The organism is Alteromonas gracilis, assembly GCF_002993325.1.
GTDB lineage: Bacteria > Pseudomonadota > Gammaproteobacteria > Enterobacterales > Alteromonadaceae > Alteromonas > Alteromonas gracilis.
This window is the reverse complement of the sequence record NZ_PVNO01000002.1, coordinates 62595-78552: the sequence shown is the minus strand read 5'-3', so window position 1 is coordinate 78552 and position 15958 is coordinate 62595. Positions and strand designations below refer to the sequence as shown.

Here is a 15958-nt window from a genome sequence, read left to right as displayed (position 1 = left end):
CTAACAATGTTGTGATACGCAAACCTAGGCGCATCTACACGCAACGCATACCTTGCCCAGTCAAAAGGTTGAAGGAGTTAAGAGATGAGTTTATATAATCCCAATGATTCCCGGGACAACTGTGGGTTTGGCTTAATCGCTCACACTCATGGGGAAGCCAGTCATGAATTGGTAACAACTGCTATACACGGCCTTGACCGTATGCAGCATCGTGGCGGTATTGCCGCCGACGGGAAAACCGGTGACGGCTGTGGTTTATTACTACAGAAACCGGATGCGTTCTTCCATGCAATCGCCGAAGAAAATGGCTGGAAACTCAGCAAAAAATACGGCGTGGGCATGATTTTCTTAAGTCAGGACCCAGTGCTTGCGCAAGCCGCGCGTGAAGTACTCAATGAAGAGCTAGAAAAAGAAACATTATCAGTAGTGGGTTGGCGCGAAGTGCCTGTCGACCGCTCAGTACTGGGTGAATTAGCGCTAACGGGCGTTCCGCAAATCGAACAGGTTTTCGTTAACGCACCTGCGGGCTGGAGAAAACGCGATCTAGAACGTCGTTTGTACATGATCCGCCGCCGAGCAGAAAAGCGTCTTGAACAAGATCCCGATTTTTATGTGGCTTGTCTATCAGGCCTTGTAACAATCTACAAAGGCTTGGTAATGCCAAAAGACTTGCCTGCCTTTTATCACGATCTTGCCGACGAGCGCATGCAAAGCGCAATCTGCGTATTCCACCAGCGCTTCTCAACAAACACATTACCACGCTGGCCGCTAGCTCAGCCTTTCCGTTTCCTTGCGCATAATGGTGAAATAAACACTATTAAAGGTAACCGCGATTGGGCAATGGCACGTGCTGCTAAATTCTCAACGCCACTTATTCCGGATTTGAAAGACGCGGCACCATTCGTTAACACCGAAGGTTCCGATTCATCGTCACTGGATAACATGCTTGAGCTATTCCTAGCCGGTGGTATGGATTTATTCCGCGCCATGCGCTTGCTTGTTCCACCTGCCTATCAAAACAACAAAACCATGGATGATGACCTTCGTGCATTTTACGAGTTTAACTCAATGCACATGGAACCATGGGATGGCCCTGCCGGCATCGTTTTAACTAACGGCCGTCACGTAGCCTGTAACTTAGATAGAAATGGCTTACGCCCTGCACGTTACGTTATTACAAAGAATGGTTTCATTACCCTTGCCTCTGAAGTAGGTATTTGGGATTACGAGCAGGCCGACGTTATCGAAAAAGGGCGCGTTGGCCCAGGTGAAATGCTTGCTGTAGATACCTACACGGGCAAAATCTGGCGCTCTACTGAAATTGATGAAGACTTAAAAGCGCGTCACCCTTATAAAGAGTGGCTAGACAAGCATATTCGTCGACTTACACCAATTGAAAAGCTTGATGCGTCGTTAATTGGCAAGCGCGTGTTTGACGACGATGCTATGGCGGTGTATCACAAGCTGCACGCCTATAGCTACGAAGAAATTCAGCAGGTTGTGAAAGTGCTCGCGAAAGACGGTCAAGAAGCCGTTGGTTCAATGGGTGACGACACGCCAATGGCGGTTATGTCATCACGTCAGCGCACAATCTATGACTATTTCCGTCAACAGTTTGCACAGGTTACTAACCCGCCTATCGATCCGCTACGTGAGAATCACGTAATGTCGCTGGCAACCTGTATTGGACGTGAACAAAACGTATTTAGTGAAACGTCAGGTTACGCTGACCGCGTATTGTTCGACTCGCCAATATTGATGTATACCGACCTTAAACAGCTGCGTGAATTTAACCCAGACAACTACTACTCTGAAGTGGTAGAGCTTCAATATGCACCGCAAGAAGGTTTGAAGAAAGCCATTGAGCGCGTATGTAACGAAGTAGAAATGCTGGTTAAAAATAAACGCGCTGCGTTCGTTATTCTGTCTGACAGAAACATTAAACAAAACCGCTTAGTTATCCCTGCTGCAATGGCAGTGGGTGCCGTTCAGCGCCGTTTGGTAGAAAAGTCACTGCGCTGCGACGCGAACGTTGTTGTTGAAACGGCAAGCGCCCGCGATCCGCATCACTTCGCCGTACTTATCGGCTTGGGTGCAACCGCGGTTTACCCATTCCTAGCATACGAAACTATCGAACAGCTTTGCGAAAAAGGCGAGCTAGACATTTCTCCTATGCAGGCCACGTTGAACTACCGTAAGGGTATCAATAAAGGCTTGTATAAGATCATGTCTAAGATGGGTATTAGCACTGTAGCTAGCTATCGTAGCTCTAAGCTCTTTGAAGCAGTGGGCGTGAATAACGAAGTGATGAAGCTTTGTTTCAAAGGCGTGACGTCGCGTATTCAAGGTGCAGGCTTCGATGACTTCCATCAAGACCTTATTAACCTTAACCGTGTCGCGTGGCTTAAGCGTAAATCAATAGACCACGGCGGCTTGCTAAAATATGTACATGGCGGCGAATATCACGCCTATAACCCAGACGTAGTCAGTACGCTTCAAAAGGCTGTGGTGTCAGGTAACTACGACGACTACCAGCAATACGCTAAGCTAGTTAACGAGCGTGCGCCTGCGCACATTCGCGACTTGCTAGCCATCAACCCTAATTGCGATCCTATTGATATTAGCGAAGTAGAGGCACCGGAAAATCTATTCCCTCGCTTTGATACCGCAGCAATGTCAATTGGTGCTTTAAGCCCTGAAGCCCATGAAGCGCTAGCGATTGCCATGAACCGGTTGGGCGGTCAGTCTAACTCGGGCGAAGGTGGTGAACACCCTTCTCGATTTGGTACTGAAAAGAACTCTAAAATTAAGCAGGTTGCATCAGGTCGTTTTGGTGTAACGCCTCACTATTTGGTTAACGCTAACGTTATTCAAATTAAAGTGGCACAAGGTGCAAAACCCGGTGAAGGTGGTCAGCTTCCAGGCGACAAGGTAAATAAGTACATCGCACAGCTACGTTTCTCTGTGCCGGGTGTAACTCTTATTTCACCGCCTCCACACCACGATATCTATTCAATTGAAGATTTAGCGCAGCTAATTTTCGATTTAAAACAGGTTAATCCAACGGCGCTTATATCAGTTAAGCTAGTATCTGAGCCGGGTGTAGGTACGATCGCAACGGGCGTAGCAAAAGCTTATGCCGACCTTATCACCGTTTCAGGTTACGACGGCGGTACAGGTGCTAGCCCGCTAACATCAGTTAAATACGCAGGTAGCCCATTTGAATTAGGTTTGTCTGAAACTCAGCAAGCACTTATCGAAAATGGACTACGCCACAAGGTACGCGTTCAAACCGACGGTGGTTTGAAAACCGGTCTTGATGTTGTAAAAGCAGGTATCTTAGGTGCGGAAAGCTTTGGCTTTGGTACAGGCCCAATGGTTGCGTTAGGTTGTAAATATCTGCGTATTTGTCATCTAAACAACTGTGCAACCGGTGTAGCAACGCAGGATCAAAAGCTGCGTGACGACCACTTCATCGGCCTACCTGATATGGTAATGAACTACTTTAAGTTCATTGCTCAGGAAGTACGTGAAATCATGGCGTCGATGGGTATTGCTAAGTTCGACGACCTTGTTGGTCGCACAGAGCTACTTAAGGTGCTAGATGGCATTACTGCTAAGCAAAACCGTTTAGATTTGTCTCCATTGCTAGCGCAGCCTAAAGCAGGTGAGCACACGCGTTTATTCTGCTCGCAAACGACTAACGCGCCAATTGATAAAGGCGAGCTAAATGCCCAGATGCTCAAAGACGGTCAGCAAGCTGTGGTCGATGGCAAGTCGATTACACTTAAATACCCAATTCGCAACACAGACCGCTCTGTAGGCGCATTGCTATCGGGTGAAATAGCTAAACATCACGGTAACCATGACTTTGAAGATACACCTATCAAGGTTGAACTTACTGGCACAGCAGGTCAAAGCTTTGGCGTATGGAATGCTGGCGGTTTACACATGCACCTTGAAGGCGATGCCAACGATTACGTAGGTAAAGGTATGACAGGCGGTAAGCTGGTTATTCATCCGCCTCGCGACATCTCATATGACGCCCACGACAGTGCCATTATGGGCAACACCTGCCTCTACGGTGCAACCGGCGGTAAGCTGTTTGCTGCTGGCCGTGCCGGTGAGCGCTTTGGCGTACGTAACTCTGGTGCCATTGCGGTAGTGGAAGGTATTGGCGATAACGGCTGTGAGTATATGACAGGCGGTATTGTGGCTGTTCTTGGTCCGGTTGGTGTTAACTTCGGTGCTGGTATGACAGGTGGTTTTGCCTATCTTATGGATGATGGCGACGATCTTGACAACCGTGTGAATGCCGAACTGGTCGATGTTATGTCAATTGAAGATAAAGCAATTCTTGCTGAGCACTTACGTGGCTTAATTAATCAGCATTACGAAGAAACAGGAAGCGAGCATTCGTTATCGTTGCTTACTGATTTCGCCGCAACGCTGAAACGCTTCAAGCTTATTAAGCCAAAAACCAGTGATGTGAAAAACTTGCTTGGTCACATCAGTCGTTCAAGTGCTGAATTACGCATTCAGGCTCAGTAGGAGGATTTAGTTTATGGCAAAGAACGTATATCAATTTGTCGATGTTGAACGTATCGATCCGCCGAAAAAGCCGATCATGGTACGCAAACATGAGTTCGCGGAAATTTATCAGCCGCTTAGCCAATCTCAAACCGAAGGCCAAGCAGATCGCTGCTTGGACTGCGGTAACCCTTATTGCGAATGGAAGTGCCCCGTGCACAACTACATTCCTCAGTGGTTGAGCTTGGCTAACGAAGGCCGAATTTTAGAAGCCGCAGAGCTTTCGCATAAAACTAACAGCTTGCCTGAAGTGTGTGGCCGCGTTTGCCCACAAGACAGGCTCTGCGAAGGCGCTTGTACGCTGAATGACGATTTTGGTGCGGTCACCATCGGTAGTATTGAAAAGTATATTACTGATACTGCGTTTAAAATGGGTTGGCGCCCAGACATGTCTGACGTGGTATGGACCGACAAAAAAGTGGCTATCGTGGGTGCAGGTCCTGCTGGCCTTGCATGTGCTGATATTCTGGTTCGTAACGGCGTTAAACCTGTTGTTTACGACAAATACGAAGAAATCGGTGGCCTACTTACGTTTGGTATTCCGTCTTTCAAATTAGAGAAAGACGTAATTAAACTACGCCGCCAAATCTTTACCGAGATGGGTGTTGAGTTCGTACTTAATACCGAAATCGGTAAAGACATCCAGTTCCAAGACTTGCTTGATAAATACGATGCTGTTTTCCTTGGCATGGGTACCTACAAGTCGATGCAAGGCGGCTTTGACAACGAGCACGTTGAAGGTGTTTACGAAGCCCTACCTTTCCTTATCGCTAATACCAATCGCGTAATGGGCCTTGAAAAATCCCCCTCTGATTTCATTGATATGAAAGGCAAGCGCGTAGTTGTATTAGGCGGTGGTGATACCACCATGGACTGTGTTCGTACGTCAATCCGTCAAGGCGCTGCACAGGTAACCTGCGCTTACCGTCGTGACGAAGAGAGCATGCCCGGATCACGCCGAGAAGTAGTTAACGCAAAGGAAGAAGGTGTAGAGTTTAAATTTAACCTCCAGCCGCTAGATATTGCTGTTGATGAAAACGGTAAGGCTTGTGGCGTTAAGCTCGTTAAGACAGAAATGGGGCCACCAGATGCCAATGGTCGTCGTCGCCCTGTGGAAGTAGAAGGTTCAGAGCACGTACTTGAAGCGGATGCAGTTATCATTGCGTTTGGCTTCCAACCAAGCCCGGCACCATGGTTCGGAGATTTCGGCATCATGCTTGATGAAAAAGGACGCGTACGCGCCCCTTCAGCAGGTAAGTTCGCCTTCCAAACTTCTCATCCCCAGGTGTTTGCTGGTGGCGATATGGTACGTGGTAGTGATCTGGTTGTTACTGCTATTGATGAAGGTCGTAAAGCCGCAGAAGGCATTATGGACTACATCGGCGTTTAACCAGCACTAAAATAACCGGTAACGAAAAGCTCGATAGTCTGACTATCGAGCTTTTTTGTTTTAGCGTGCCCAGAAAATACGAAAACTGCTGAGAACATACGTTAATAGACCAAGGTTTAGTTGATGTACTGGACCAACGGCTCTAGTATTCTAAATTCAAATAAGAATTAAACTACGCAAAACGCTATTTATGAAGAACTTAGACATTAAAAAACTCGCCCTATGTTTGACATTGTTCGCAAGCACAAGTGGCTCATCCTACGGCGATACTGTTTCGGTTAACGCTGCTTCAAAGAGTGCTTTTGCGAATCAACCTACTTTAGTGTCTTGCCCATCGGAATTTCAGCAAGTTAAGATTTCCGAAGAGGCCCGCCAATGCCAAGCGTTTGACGAAAGTATGACAGCGGTAATGGTTTATCATTCTCCACGCTCCACAAGAGAGATGCTTGGTTTCTATCAAGCCGCACATCCCTTGCTAAAAGCTCACTCCCCCGTTAGTGGGCGCACGTTACTCACATCTGAAGATAAGGCTATTAGGGTAGTAATAAGCCCCGATAATGCTGGTTCTCAAGTCGATATCCTGGTTACGTCAAACAGTAAATAATCTCTCAGTTCAAAAAGCCATGTAAAACTACTCATGTTGGCATCTGGCTTGCAATTTCGATAAGTACAACACGGTGACAATGCTCGGTGTCATTTTTCTGACACCGGTAAAGCTAAAGTGCTCGAGTTAGTTTCAAAAAACTAGCGCACCTTAACTAACCGAATTGTCACGGGCTTTTATTTTTTGATATTTGCGAGGGTTACGATGGAATTGGCAATTATTCTAATGATGTTACTTATTTTAGTTGCGCTAGGTGCCATTAAATTGTCAGATGGCGGGGTCGCGTTTCCATTTAGACGAAAGCCACAATTATTTACTCCTGTGGAGCATACGTTCCTAAATCTAATTGAGCAGGCCGTAGGTAGAGAGTTTAGAATTGTGTGCCGCGTGCGCCTTAACGACCTCATTGCAGTGCGACAGTCAACCAACAAAAAAACGGCTAGCCAAGCGTTAAGCAGAGCATCTAGCCGTCAATTAGATTTTGTTTTAGTAAACAAACACGATATGAGCCCTGTTATGGCAATCGACCTTGTCCACAGCCAAGGTAAAGAAGGCTATAAAACTCAGAAAGACTGGTTTGTCACAGGAGCGCTCGACGCTGCTGGCCTTCCTCACGCAAGAATTAAAGTAAAATCTGGCTATACGGTAGATGACATTCGCGAATGCTTGGAAAATAAACTCATTCCATACCGTCGCCTTCAGCAGAAGATGGCTCAATTGCCGACTCATAACCCTGAGCCGACTAAGCGACCGACTCGCCCAATTCGTTCAAGCAGACCCGCGGCGGCCTAATCTAAAAAGCCTAACTTCCCCTAGCCTTTGTTACATTGCTATTTTCTTACTCTCAAATAGCAGTAACAAAGGCATTTTTCTGTCAGTTTTAAAGATTTCCTTATACAATTAAACCACTTTAGAGCGTATTCACCCGTTAAATCCCCTCAACATCGTCGGTATAGTTATGAAAAAAATTGGTATTTTAGGTGCAATGGACGAAGAAGTTGCGCTACTTAAAGCGTCACTTTGCGATGTAAAAGAAACGCAATGGAAGCACCTTACATTTTATGAAGGCACACTTAACGACTTAGACGTTGTGTTAGTTAAATGCGGTATTGGTAAAGTTGCTGCTGCCCTTGCCACCACTGTGCTTATTGAGCAGTACGCCCCCGATGCTGTGGTGAATACCGGTTCAGCCGGTGGTTTTGATAAAGCCCTCAACATTGGCGATTTGGTGATTGCTAGCCACGTCATTCACCATGATGCCGACCTGACTCATTTTGGTTATAAGCTAGGTCAATGTGCCGGTATGCCTGAAGATTTTCGTTGTGATACCACACTGATGGAAGCAGCACATAATGCTGCGGCAACAATTACATCGCTTCAATCGACAACTGGCTTAATTTGTACTGGCGATGCATTTATCGGCAGCGATGAAGCCGTGGCAGAGCTACGTGAGAAATTTCCTGATATGAAAGCAGTTGAAATGGAAGGCGCCGCTATAGGCCAAACCTGCTACATGCTTGATACGCCATTCCTTGTGATTCGTTCGCTGTCGGACATTGCTGGAAAAACATCATCGGTTAGCTTCAAAGAATATTTAGACACGGCAGCCAAAAATTCAGCGCAGCTTGTAATGGCGATGATAAAAGCCCTCGCAAAATAAGATGACAGACATTATTAGCGACCCTAGATATCAGTCGCTATTAGTACTTTGGTTGGCCGTCGCCGTAGACGCAATATGGCGCTGGCCCCAGAGAACTCACCCACTAACACTAATGCGCTACCTTGTACAACAGATGGGGCGCAAAGTCGTACCATCTCGCGACTATGGCCCTAGCCAGCATTATATTTCAGGCACTCTCGCTGCACTTGTCCTACTTGCTCCATTGGTAATTTGTATTGCCATTTTGGTCTATATGGCCCAATACCCTATTTTCTTCGAGGCCATCATTCTTATTGCGCTACTCGATTTTGGCTACCAGCGCCAACAGTACAAACGAGTGTTGGCAAGTGTGGGGAGAAATAAAAAGTCTCTCGCAAGAGAGATGGTGCAAACAATGACCGCGAGGCAATGTGACTCTTTGTCTGATATTGGCATTGCTAAAGCCGCTATTGAATCTCTGTGGCTGAAATTTCTTTATCTTCACTGCGGTGTCATATTTTATTATGTAGTAACTGGCCCAATTGGTGCACTTATCTATCGTTTGCTGTTACTTACGTCTTGGCAATGGCATTATCGCACGCCAAACATGGTTTATTTTGCCCGACCGGTGCGAAAGCTCGTTTATTTGCTTACCTTTCCACCAGCCCTGTTTGGTGGATTAATAACTCTGCTTGTTAGCCATCCAATCAAGGGGGTGAGTGCAATAAAACGTTCACCAGTGAAAGATAAAACCTCGGTTCTTCTTGCATTAATGGGCGGCGTTCTCAATATAAAGCTTGGCGGGCCGGCAATTTACGCAGATAAGAAGTTTCGTTACACCCGAGTTGGAGGCGACGGCGATGTGAAATACTCAAACATGATTGCTGCCAAATCTACAATTACGTATGCAATGCTAGCAACAACGGCCGTGGCTTCCCTTACGTTATTGGCCTTAGCCCTTACCTAGCCCTTATTATAATGATAAAAGCAGTCAATGGCCTTGAAGCGATCACTTTTATCTATTCACAGTGATTAAATAAATCGAGTACTTTATAGGCTTCAGCAAACAATGAGAAATGTAGTGATGCGTCAGAAAAGTAGCAACATAACGCAAAGTAAAATGCTAAATGTATTTCGCTCTGCATTTCGTTTACGCGTTATATATCTATATTTCTCGGCTGCATTCATAAGCATGCTCTCACATGCTGCTAGCACAAGTAGCACGGCGTATAATGAAATAAAGTTAAAAGATAACGCTTCATTGAAGATTGTTAGCCTTGCTCCCCACCTAACTGAATGGGCTTTCAGTTTAGGGCTAGGCAAGAACCTTGTGGGCGTAAGCGATTACAGTGACTTTCCGGAGGAAGCCAAAGCTATTCTTCGCGTAGCCGACTATCAAGGTGCAGATATCGCAACAATAATAGCCCTTGAGCCCGATCTAATCCTCGCTTGGGATGGGGGAAATAAGCCGCAGGATATTCACAAACTCTCCTCTCTAGGGCTTAAGGTTTTTAGCAGTAACGTTGAGAATTTGGAAGACATTCCCAGAGAAATAAACAGACTCGCCGAACTGACTGGTACAGAAAAACGTGCCAACGCACTAACAGATAAATTTATTAAAGAACTCAACGCCCTAAAAGAGAAATACGCAAAAACCGCCAATAAACCCGTATTCTATTATTCATGGGCGGTGCCGCTTATGTCTATTGGGCCGAGAGCATGGCCCAACAAGCTGCTTAATGTATGCGGAGCCCAAACATTGTTCCACGATAGCCCTGTCGACTATCCACAGGTAAGCGTAAAAGATGTTTTAATGAGGCAACCTCACGTATTAGTGGCTGCGTCAAAGAGTACACGCACAGACCTTGAAGTTTTTTGGGCCAAGCACCGTGACTTCTTAGACGCACCGTTGCTCGTGGTAGATCCTGACGTTACCAGTCGCTTTTCGTTGCGTTTAATAAATGAACTAAAATTGCTTTGTGAAGGTATAAACTAAAACGCATAAGCGTTATACTTAAGTCTAATTCCGAAGTGAGAGTAAGAGTTTTTCTAGCATGCGAATCGTTGTTGTGTTTTTTCTTGTTATTGTCGGTGTTGCACTCTTTGCAACGCTTCAATGTACTGCAAAAGCGACCTCACAAGCATCTGTTGCTGCCTCGCCTTACCTCATTGAACGCGTTGCGAATAAAGACTGGCTGCTTATCGACGTGCGTTCTCCTCAAGAATTTGCAGATGGCCATATACCAGGAGCAGTAAATATGCCTCACGAAAATATTAACGACTACCTTAGCGAATTAGAAAATCACAAGAATAAGCCTATCATCATTTATTGTCGCTCTGGCAGAAGAGCCAAACTCGCCATGAAAGTATTAGAAGACCTCGACTTTTCTGAAGTCATGCATTTGGAAGGCGACATGTTAGGTTGGAGTGCAGCAGGAATGACGGTCGATAGAATGTAACTTTGTTGGCCCTTGTGTACACGGTTATTTTTGCTTACTAACGCTTATTAGTGTTGCCCAACCCCCTCTAATAAAGCACACTTTACCTAAGACGCTGTATGCTGTGTGTTGATAACAGCGTGTGATACACTCTTGCTATTCTTCGATTGTATAACCCTCTTATGAAAATAGATATCGCTACCCCAGCCATGTTGTTTCCCGCAATTTCATTGCTACTTTTGGCCTATACAAATCGTTTTTTGACGCTCGCAACGATAATCAGAAACTTCTCGAAAGAAGAACGAGACGATAATACACAAGCTCAAATTAAAAACCTGCGTTTACGCATTCAACTTATCAAACGCATGCAAATAGCTGGTGTAGGGAGTTTTTTTCTGTGCGTCGTTTCGATGCTCGCCATTTATCTTACTTACCAGCAGGTAGGCAATTGGGTCTTCGCTGCAAGCCTAGTTTCATTGCTTTATTCACTGTGGATGTCCGTGAGAGAAATACTTATATCCGTAGAGGCTTTGGATGTTCACTTGGACGGGATAAAGCATACTCCAAGTAAAGAGAAGTCATGAAGTCAGCCCCTATGCATCAAACCGTTTTGGCGCAATTTGATATAACCTATGCGCCACTCTCGCCAATCCACTTTGCTGGTGTAATTTCACTGGGTAATAAGGTGCATGGCGACAACTATCTTACCAATGATTTGCTAGCCGATTATTATGCAAAAAGCTTTGTAGGCGATATCAACGCTAGTTGGGTGGCGCTGAATCAAAATAACGTGGTTGGTTTTCGTTTAACCTTTGCTCACAACCAATGGCAAAGCGACGAATGGTGCACGCCATCCTTGTGGCCTGCGACAGCTGAAAATGTTTGCTACTTTAAGTGCAACACTGTTGACCCTGACATGCAAGGTAAAGGAATTGGGAGCGAATTACTGCATAAGTCTATTGAGTGCGCAAAGGCACAAGGCGCAGATGCGGGATTAGCACACATTTGGCTGGCTAGCCCCGGCAATAGCGCTTTTAAGTATTTCACCAAAAATGGCGGGCAGCTAATAAAAAAACACCCCAATAAATGGCGCTATGCTTCTATTCATGAAGGCTACGACTGCCCCGTATGCACGGAATATTGCGAATGTGAAGGCGCAGAAATGCTTCTTGAATTTTAAGCTTTATCGGGTATTTACTACTTTTTGTTTCTTATGCCTTACGACCCTTTAGTTTCCCACGGCGTTTCACCATCTCTGCCCCTAGCCGAAAGCTACTGGCATGCCACTCACAAACTTGAAACGCTGCCACCGTTAAGTAAAGATATAAGTTCAGATTACCTTGTTATTGGAGGTGGATATACTGGGCTATCGGCTGCAATGACGCTTGCTGAAGCTAGTCAACAGGTAGCACTGCTCGACGCAAATTCATTGGGTTTTGGCTGCGCAGGTCGCAATGGCGGTTTCATTCTTTCTGGAAGCGGTCGTCTATCGTTAAGTGCCATCGAAAATAGATGGGGATACGCGGTTGCTAAAGGTATGCAGGCTGAATTTGATGGCGCGGTAAATCTACTCAATCAACGTATTGCAGACTTTGATATGCACGTAGACCTAGTTAAAGGGCCCTATTTGAAACTTGCTCACAGCCCAAAACAAGCCAACCTACTGTGCGATAGCGCAAAGCACCATGAATCTCAGTTCAACGTAGCAAGTACCCTACTTAGTCAAGAGGATCTCACTTCTCGCTTCGGCATTAAGGGGGCTTTCGGAGGAGTTGAAGTAAATGGAGCGTGTTTACATCCGTTAAAACTGGTAAGCGAGTATGCGCGAGTAGCAAAAGCACTTGGCGCTTCGCTTTACTATGACTCTCCTGCCACCCATATCGAGAAGCATAAGACAGGATATGTAGTTACAACCCCGAACGGCTCTGTATCAGCCAAACACATACTAATTGCCACTAACGCTTATACCCCTAAGCGCTTTCACGACGCCGTAGATAATAAGCAATTCCCTGTTCAGTCGAGCATTTTTGTCACTGCTCCAATGAATGAAGAACAGCGTGCGCAAACTGGTCTAACTGCGCCAATGAGTTTTATGGATACACGAATGATGAAATACTATTATCGTGTATTACCCGACGGACGCCTACTATTCGGTGGTCGTGGCGCGGTAACTGGAAAAGGTGCCGACAACTCCTCAGAAAAGCAGCGTCTCTATAACGCCATGGTAAAAAGTTTTCCAGCGCTAAATAGTATTGCCATGGATTATTTTTGGAGTGGCTGGGTGAGTGTGTCATTAGACAGTATGCCCCGAATTTTCGTCGACAATGACGCTAGCAACAATAATATACACCGCTCTGGCTGTACTATCGCTTATGCCATGGGATACTGCGGTTCGGGGGTTTCCTTTGCCGCATTTGCTGGGCAAAGACTCGCTCAACGTATGCTCGGTTCCTGTGACGTCGATTTATCCCTTCCCCTTTATTGTTCACCACTTAAAACCTACCCTTTTGCGAAAGCGAGAAGGCTCGCCCTGCATGGCCTTTATCAATGGGCGAAATTTGCAGAACGCTAGCAACGTTTACATTGCATGCTGACTATAAATTAGGCTACTTTAGTCACTTCTTCTTTGACGGAGTAAACTCATGTCATATATTGATGCCTTTGCTGTAGCCGTTCCCACCGAAAATAAAGCGTTATACATTGAGCACGCCAAACTCGCTGGCGATATTTTTAAAGAGTATGGCGCCACAAAAATACTCGAAGCTTGGGGTGATGATGTCCCCGATGGGGAGGTAACGTCTTTTCCTCTCGCTGTAAAAGCTAAAGAAAATGAAACCGTGGTGTTTTCAATTGCGTTTTGGCCATCAAAAGAGGTGCGTGATACTGCATGGCAAAAGGTGATGGAAGACCCTAGAATGAACAATAGCGAAAACCCCATGCCGTTTGACGGTAAGCGCCTTATCTATGGGGGCTTCGCTCCTATACTAGAGTTATAGAACTGAAACTACAGCTTTTACACCTGCGGTAACACGCCACGATTACGCACATTTTAACTCTCACAGAGTAGGTAGTTACCTTTGCGGGCTGGTATTAGTTATTTCATGTTGTCTATTCTCGCCAGCGCCGCCGGCAAGTCTGCCGCTAACTTTTTATACCTGCGATATACGACGAACACGACCACACTGTTAATGAGTAGTTGTGCACCCCATAAGGTATACGTATCGAACATGAGCACATTGAAAATAGCTAACGCTAGTAATCCACACCACAATGCTACACACCCATAAAGACTCACTTTCCAGTAATGTAACTGCTGTTGTAGCTGGATTTGTTTAAATGATAGCATCGACTGCACGTCTAGTGTTTGCGCTCTCCACTGCTTTTGTCTTACCCAATATCCCCATATTCCAAACGCAACAGGGATAGGCGTAAGTACCGAAAACAGAAAAAATTGGTAGGCAGTTAAGGGCTCAAACAGCACTAACGTTAAGCACCACACAGAAACCGCAAGCCCAAGGGCTAAATCAAAGGCACCTTTTAGTTTAAGCTTAAATCTCGCGCTTTTAGTGTCTTTAATCAGTGAATCAGTATCCACTGAAGGCGTTGCCTCTTTATATGCACTTTGCCACTGTGCAAGCTGTTCATCTAATTCGCTCATACTGGAAGTGTTTTTACTCACATTTAATCCTTCTTCGCTCATGGCTTTTTACCCTCGCTCATGGCTTTTCTGTGTCCGCTCATGGCTGATTTACCCTCGCTCATGGCTGCTGTCCCATAATCTGTGTTAACTGTTGGCGGGCGCGACTTACTCGTTTAGCGACGGCACTCTCTTTGATACCTAACATACTGGCAATTTCCAGCTGACTGAAACCTTCTAAAAGCAAGGCAAGTACCTGTCTGTACTTTATTTCGAGCTGACGTAAGCCTGTCATGAGATCCATCGCATTCTCTTGTAACGTTGCATCTCGAGATGAACTAGTGCTGGTAGTGTGAGAAGAATCAAATTCTCCCTCGTGAGTGAACTCTTGACGCCGCTGCTCTTTAATCACGTGGTCAACCGCCTTGTTATGCGCTACTTTGGCCACAAATGTTTTCACACTTGCCTCTCCGCGAAAGCTACTACCCCCCTCTTTTGAGGCTCCTTCAAAAGCACGCCAAACCGCCAGTGACATTTCTTGTATCAGTTCATCTTGAAGGGATTTATTGGCCTCAAACGTTGCCGCAATACGCGCCATGAGTGGCGCGTATTCACAAAGCAGTTTTTCAATTTGCACGATTTCTTTCACTGCAATTCCGTTTTTATTATTTTTAATTCCACGCTGTAAATGAGCTGTCGAGTTTCGTTCAGTGATCGATTATCGAAACAAACGCTGATAAGCAACAAAGCATGCACATGAAACAATAGGACCTAACACTAACCCCGATAATGCAAAGGTATAAGGCGCTAGTGCAACACTCAAGAACATCATCACACCGACTACTAACATGGGTTTATAAGCGCCTATTACCGCAGCAATACTATTTTTAAAAGACGCTGAGATTGAATGATGCTTTAAAATTAGCAACAAAGGTACAAATAGAAGCAGTAGGTTTATTGGTGTCGCTGAGCCCATCATTAGCCCAACTTTCCAAGCGGGTACATCTACTATATTACCGCTTGCTAAAGCCGCCATTGACTCAGCCCCCATTAACATATCGCCAATTTGAAATTGAATCCACGCTATTGCGGGCCCGGTTAAGCTCCATAATGCAATATTCGCCCATGAACGCAATGTCCCACCTGACAGGCTTACCCTGCCTTTTACTGCTAAATTAGCGATCGCCAACCACATGAAGGTAGCTAAAATCGGGCTTATCCACTTAGATACTCCTAACCCGACAGGCCCCAAGAGCCCCTGAAGAAGCCCAGCTATAAGCAACATTAAAAATGAAAGGCCTAATAGCTTGATTGGTGCTTTCTTAAAAAGCTGCCAGCCTTCTTTAAGCCATGTTAATGCTTCTTTCGCAGGAAGACTCTTGTTAGCGTGTTGGTATGTTGTACTAGCTGAAGTTAAGGTTGTCATTGTTCTATCCTTTTGCATTGCCTAAGTATTTTTTATTTAAATATCGCTGCTGTTTCACCCCAGGCTGCAACGCGTAAACTGCTCATCGTACAGTTGGGATTATTGTTTAACTTTTCCCCTATAGACGATGGCAATGACAAAAACCTGACAAACTTTTTTAAAAAAAGTAAAAGATATTAAAAAAACATTTAACGCCAATTAGTTACAAAAGCAAAAGCCAAACATGCTCATTTC

Annotated in this window: 15 protein-coding genes; 12 read left to right on the top strand and 3 right to left on the bottom strand. The window is 45.5% G+C overall.

Annotated features, from left to right (window positions below):
* Nucleotides 1-84 precede the first annotated feature (84 nt).
* The 12 genes from gltB to C6Y39_RS01050 all read left to right on the top strand — a co-directional run bounded on the left by gltB (nt 85) and on the right by C6Y39_RS01050 (nt 13657).
* A complete protein-coding gene (gene gltB, locus C6Y39_RS01105) occupies nt 85-4551 on the top strand; it encodes a glutamate synthase large subunit (protein ID WP_105929490.1) in 4467 nt (1488 codons plus the stop codon).
* A 13-nt stretch (nt 4552-4564) separates the two neighbouring features.
* On the top strand, nt 4565-5980 hold the full coding sequence (locus tag C6Y39_RS01100) for an FAD-dependent oxidoreductase (protein ID WP_105929489.1): 1416 nt from the start codon (nt 4565-4567) through the stop codon (nt 5978-5980).
* A gap of 190 nt (nt 5981-6170) precedes the next feature.
* Nucleotides 6171-6584 (top strand): hypothetical protein, encoded by a 414-nt coding sequence (locus C6Y39_RS01095; protein ID WP_105929488.1) that lies wholly within the window; start codon nt 6171-6173, stop codon nt 6582-6584.
* A 204-nt stretch (nt 6585-6788) separates the two neighbouring features.
* Entirely contained in the window at nt 6789-7376 is a 588-nt protein-coding gene (locus tag C6Y39_RS01090; RefSeq protein WP_105929487.1) for a DUF2726 domain-containing protein, read from the top strand.
* 166 nt (nt 7377-7542) lie between these two features.
* The gene (locus tag C6Y39_RS01085; RefSeq protein ID WP_105929486.1) at nt 7543-8244 is read left to right on the top strand and encodes a 5'-methylthioadenosine/adenosylhomocysteine nucleosidase; all 702 of its coding nucleotides are present in this window, start codon (nt 7543-7545) and stop codon (nt 8242-8244) included.
* Nucleotide 8245: 1 nt separating this feature from the next.
* On the top strand, nt 8246-9190 hold the full coding sequence (locus tag C6Y39_RS01080) for a cobalamin biosynthesis protein CobD/CbiB (protein WP_105929485.1): 945 nt from the start codon (nt 8246-8248) through the stop codon (nt 9188-9190).
* Nucleotides 9191-9292: 102 nt separating this feature from the next.
* Nucleotides 9293-10219 carry a cobalamin-binding protein gene (locus C6Y39_RS01075; protein ID WP_240618780.1) on the top strand — a complete coding sequence of 309 codons (927 nt, stop codon included), beginning with the start codon at nt 9293-9295 and terminating at the stop codon, nt 10217-10219.
* 58 nt (nt 10220-10277) lie between these two features.
* Nucleotides 10278-10682 (top strand): rhodanese-like domain-containing protein, encoded by a 405-nt coding sequence (locus C6Y39_RS01070; RefSeq protein WP_105929484.1) that lies wholly within the window; start codon nt 10278-10280, stop codon nt 10680-10682.
* A gap of 161 nt (nt 10683-10843) precedes the next feature.
* On the top strand, nt 10844-11245 hold the full coding sequence (locus C6Y39_RS01065) for a DUF2721 domain-containing protein (protein WP_105929483.1): 402 nt from the start codon (nt 10844-10846) through the stop codon (nt 11243-11245).
* The gene (locus tag C6Y39_RS01060; RefSeq protein WP_240618779.1) at nt 11242-11841 is read left to right on the top strand and encodes a GNAT family N-acetyltransferase; all 600 of its coding nucleotides are present in this window, start codon (nt 11242-11244) and stop codon (nt 11839-11841) included. Before C6Y39_RS01065 ends, C6Y39_RS01060 begins: the two co-directional genes overlap by 4 nt.
* A gap of 33 nt (nt 11842-11874) precedes the next feature.
* Nucleotides 11875-13233: an NAD(P)/FAD-dependent oxidoreductase gene (locus C6Y39_RS01055; RefSeq protein ID WP_105929482.1), complete on the top strand. Its 1359-nt coding sequence runs from the start codon at nt 11875-11877 to the stop codon at nt 13231-13233.
* 70 nt (nt 13234-13303) lie between these two features.
* Nucleotides 13304-13657 carry a DUF1428 domain-containing protein gene (locus C6Y39_RS01050; RefSeq protein WP_105929481.1) on the top strand — a complete coding sequence of 118 codons (354 nt, stop codon included), beginning with the start codon at nt 13304-13306 and terminating at the stop codon, nt 13655-13657.
* A 98-nt stretch (nt 13658-13755) separates the two neighbouring features.
* Here the strand turns inward: C6Y39_RS01050 and C6Y39_RS01045 are convergent, their stop codons facing one another.
* The 3 genes from C6Y39_RS01045 to C6Y39_RS01035 form a co-directional block, all read right to left on the bottom strand.
* On the bottom strand, nt 13756-14340 hold the full coding sequence (locus tag C6Y39_RS01045; protein ID WP_240618778.1) for a hypothetical protein: 585 nt from the start codon (nt 14338-14340) through the stop codon (nt 13756-13758).
* 79 nt (nt 14341-14419) lie between these two features.
* Nucleotides 14420-14947 carry an RNA polymerase sigma factor gene (locus C6Y39_RS01040; protein ID WP_105929479.1) on the bottom strand — a complete coding sequence of 176 codons (528 nt, stop codon included), beginning with the start codon at nt 14945-14947 and terminating at the stop codon, nt 14420-14422.
* Between the two features lie 69 nt (nt 14948-15016).
* On the bottom strand, nt 15017-15724 hold the full coding sequence (locus C6Y39_RS01035; protein ID WP_105929478.1) for a hypothetical protein: 708 nt from the start codon (nt 15722-15724) through the stop codon (nt 15017-15019).
* Nucleotides 15725-15958: the final 234 nt, after the last annotated feature.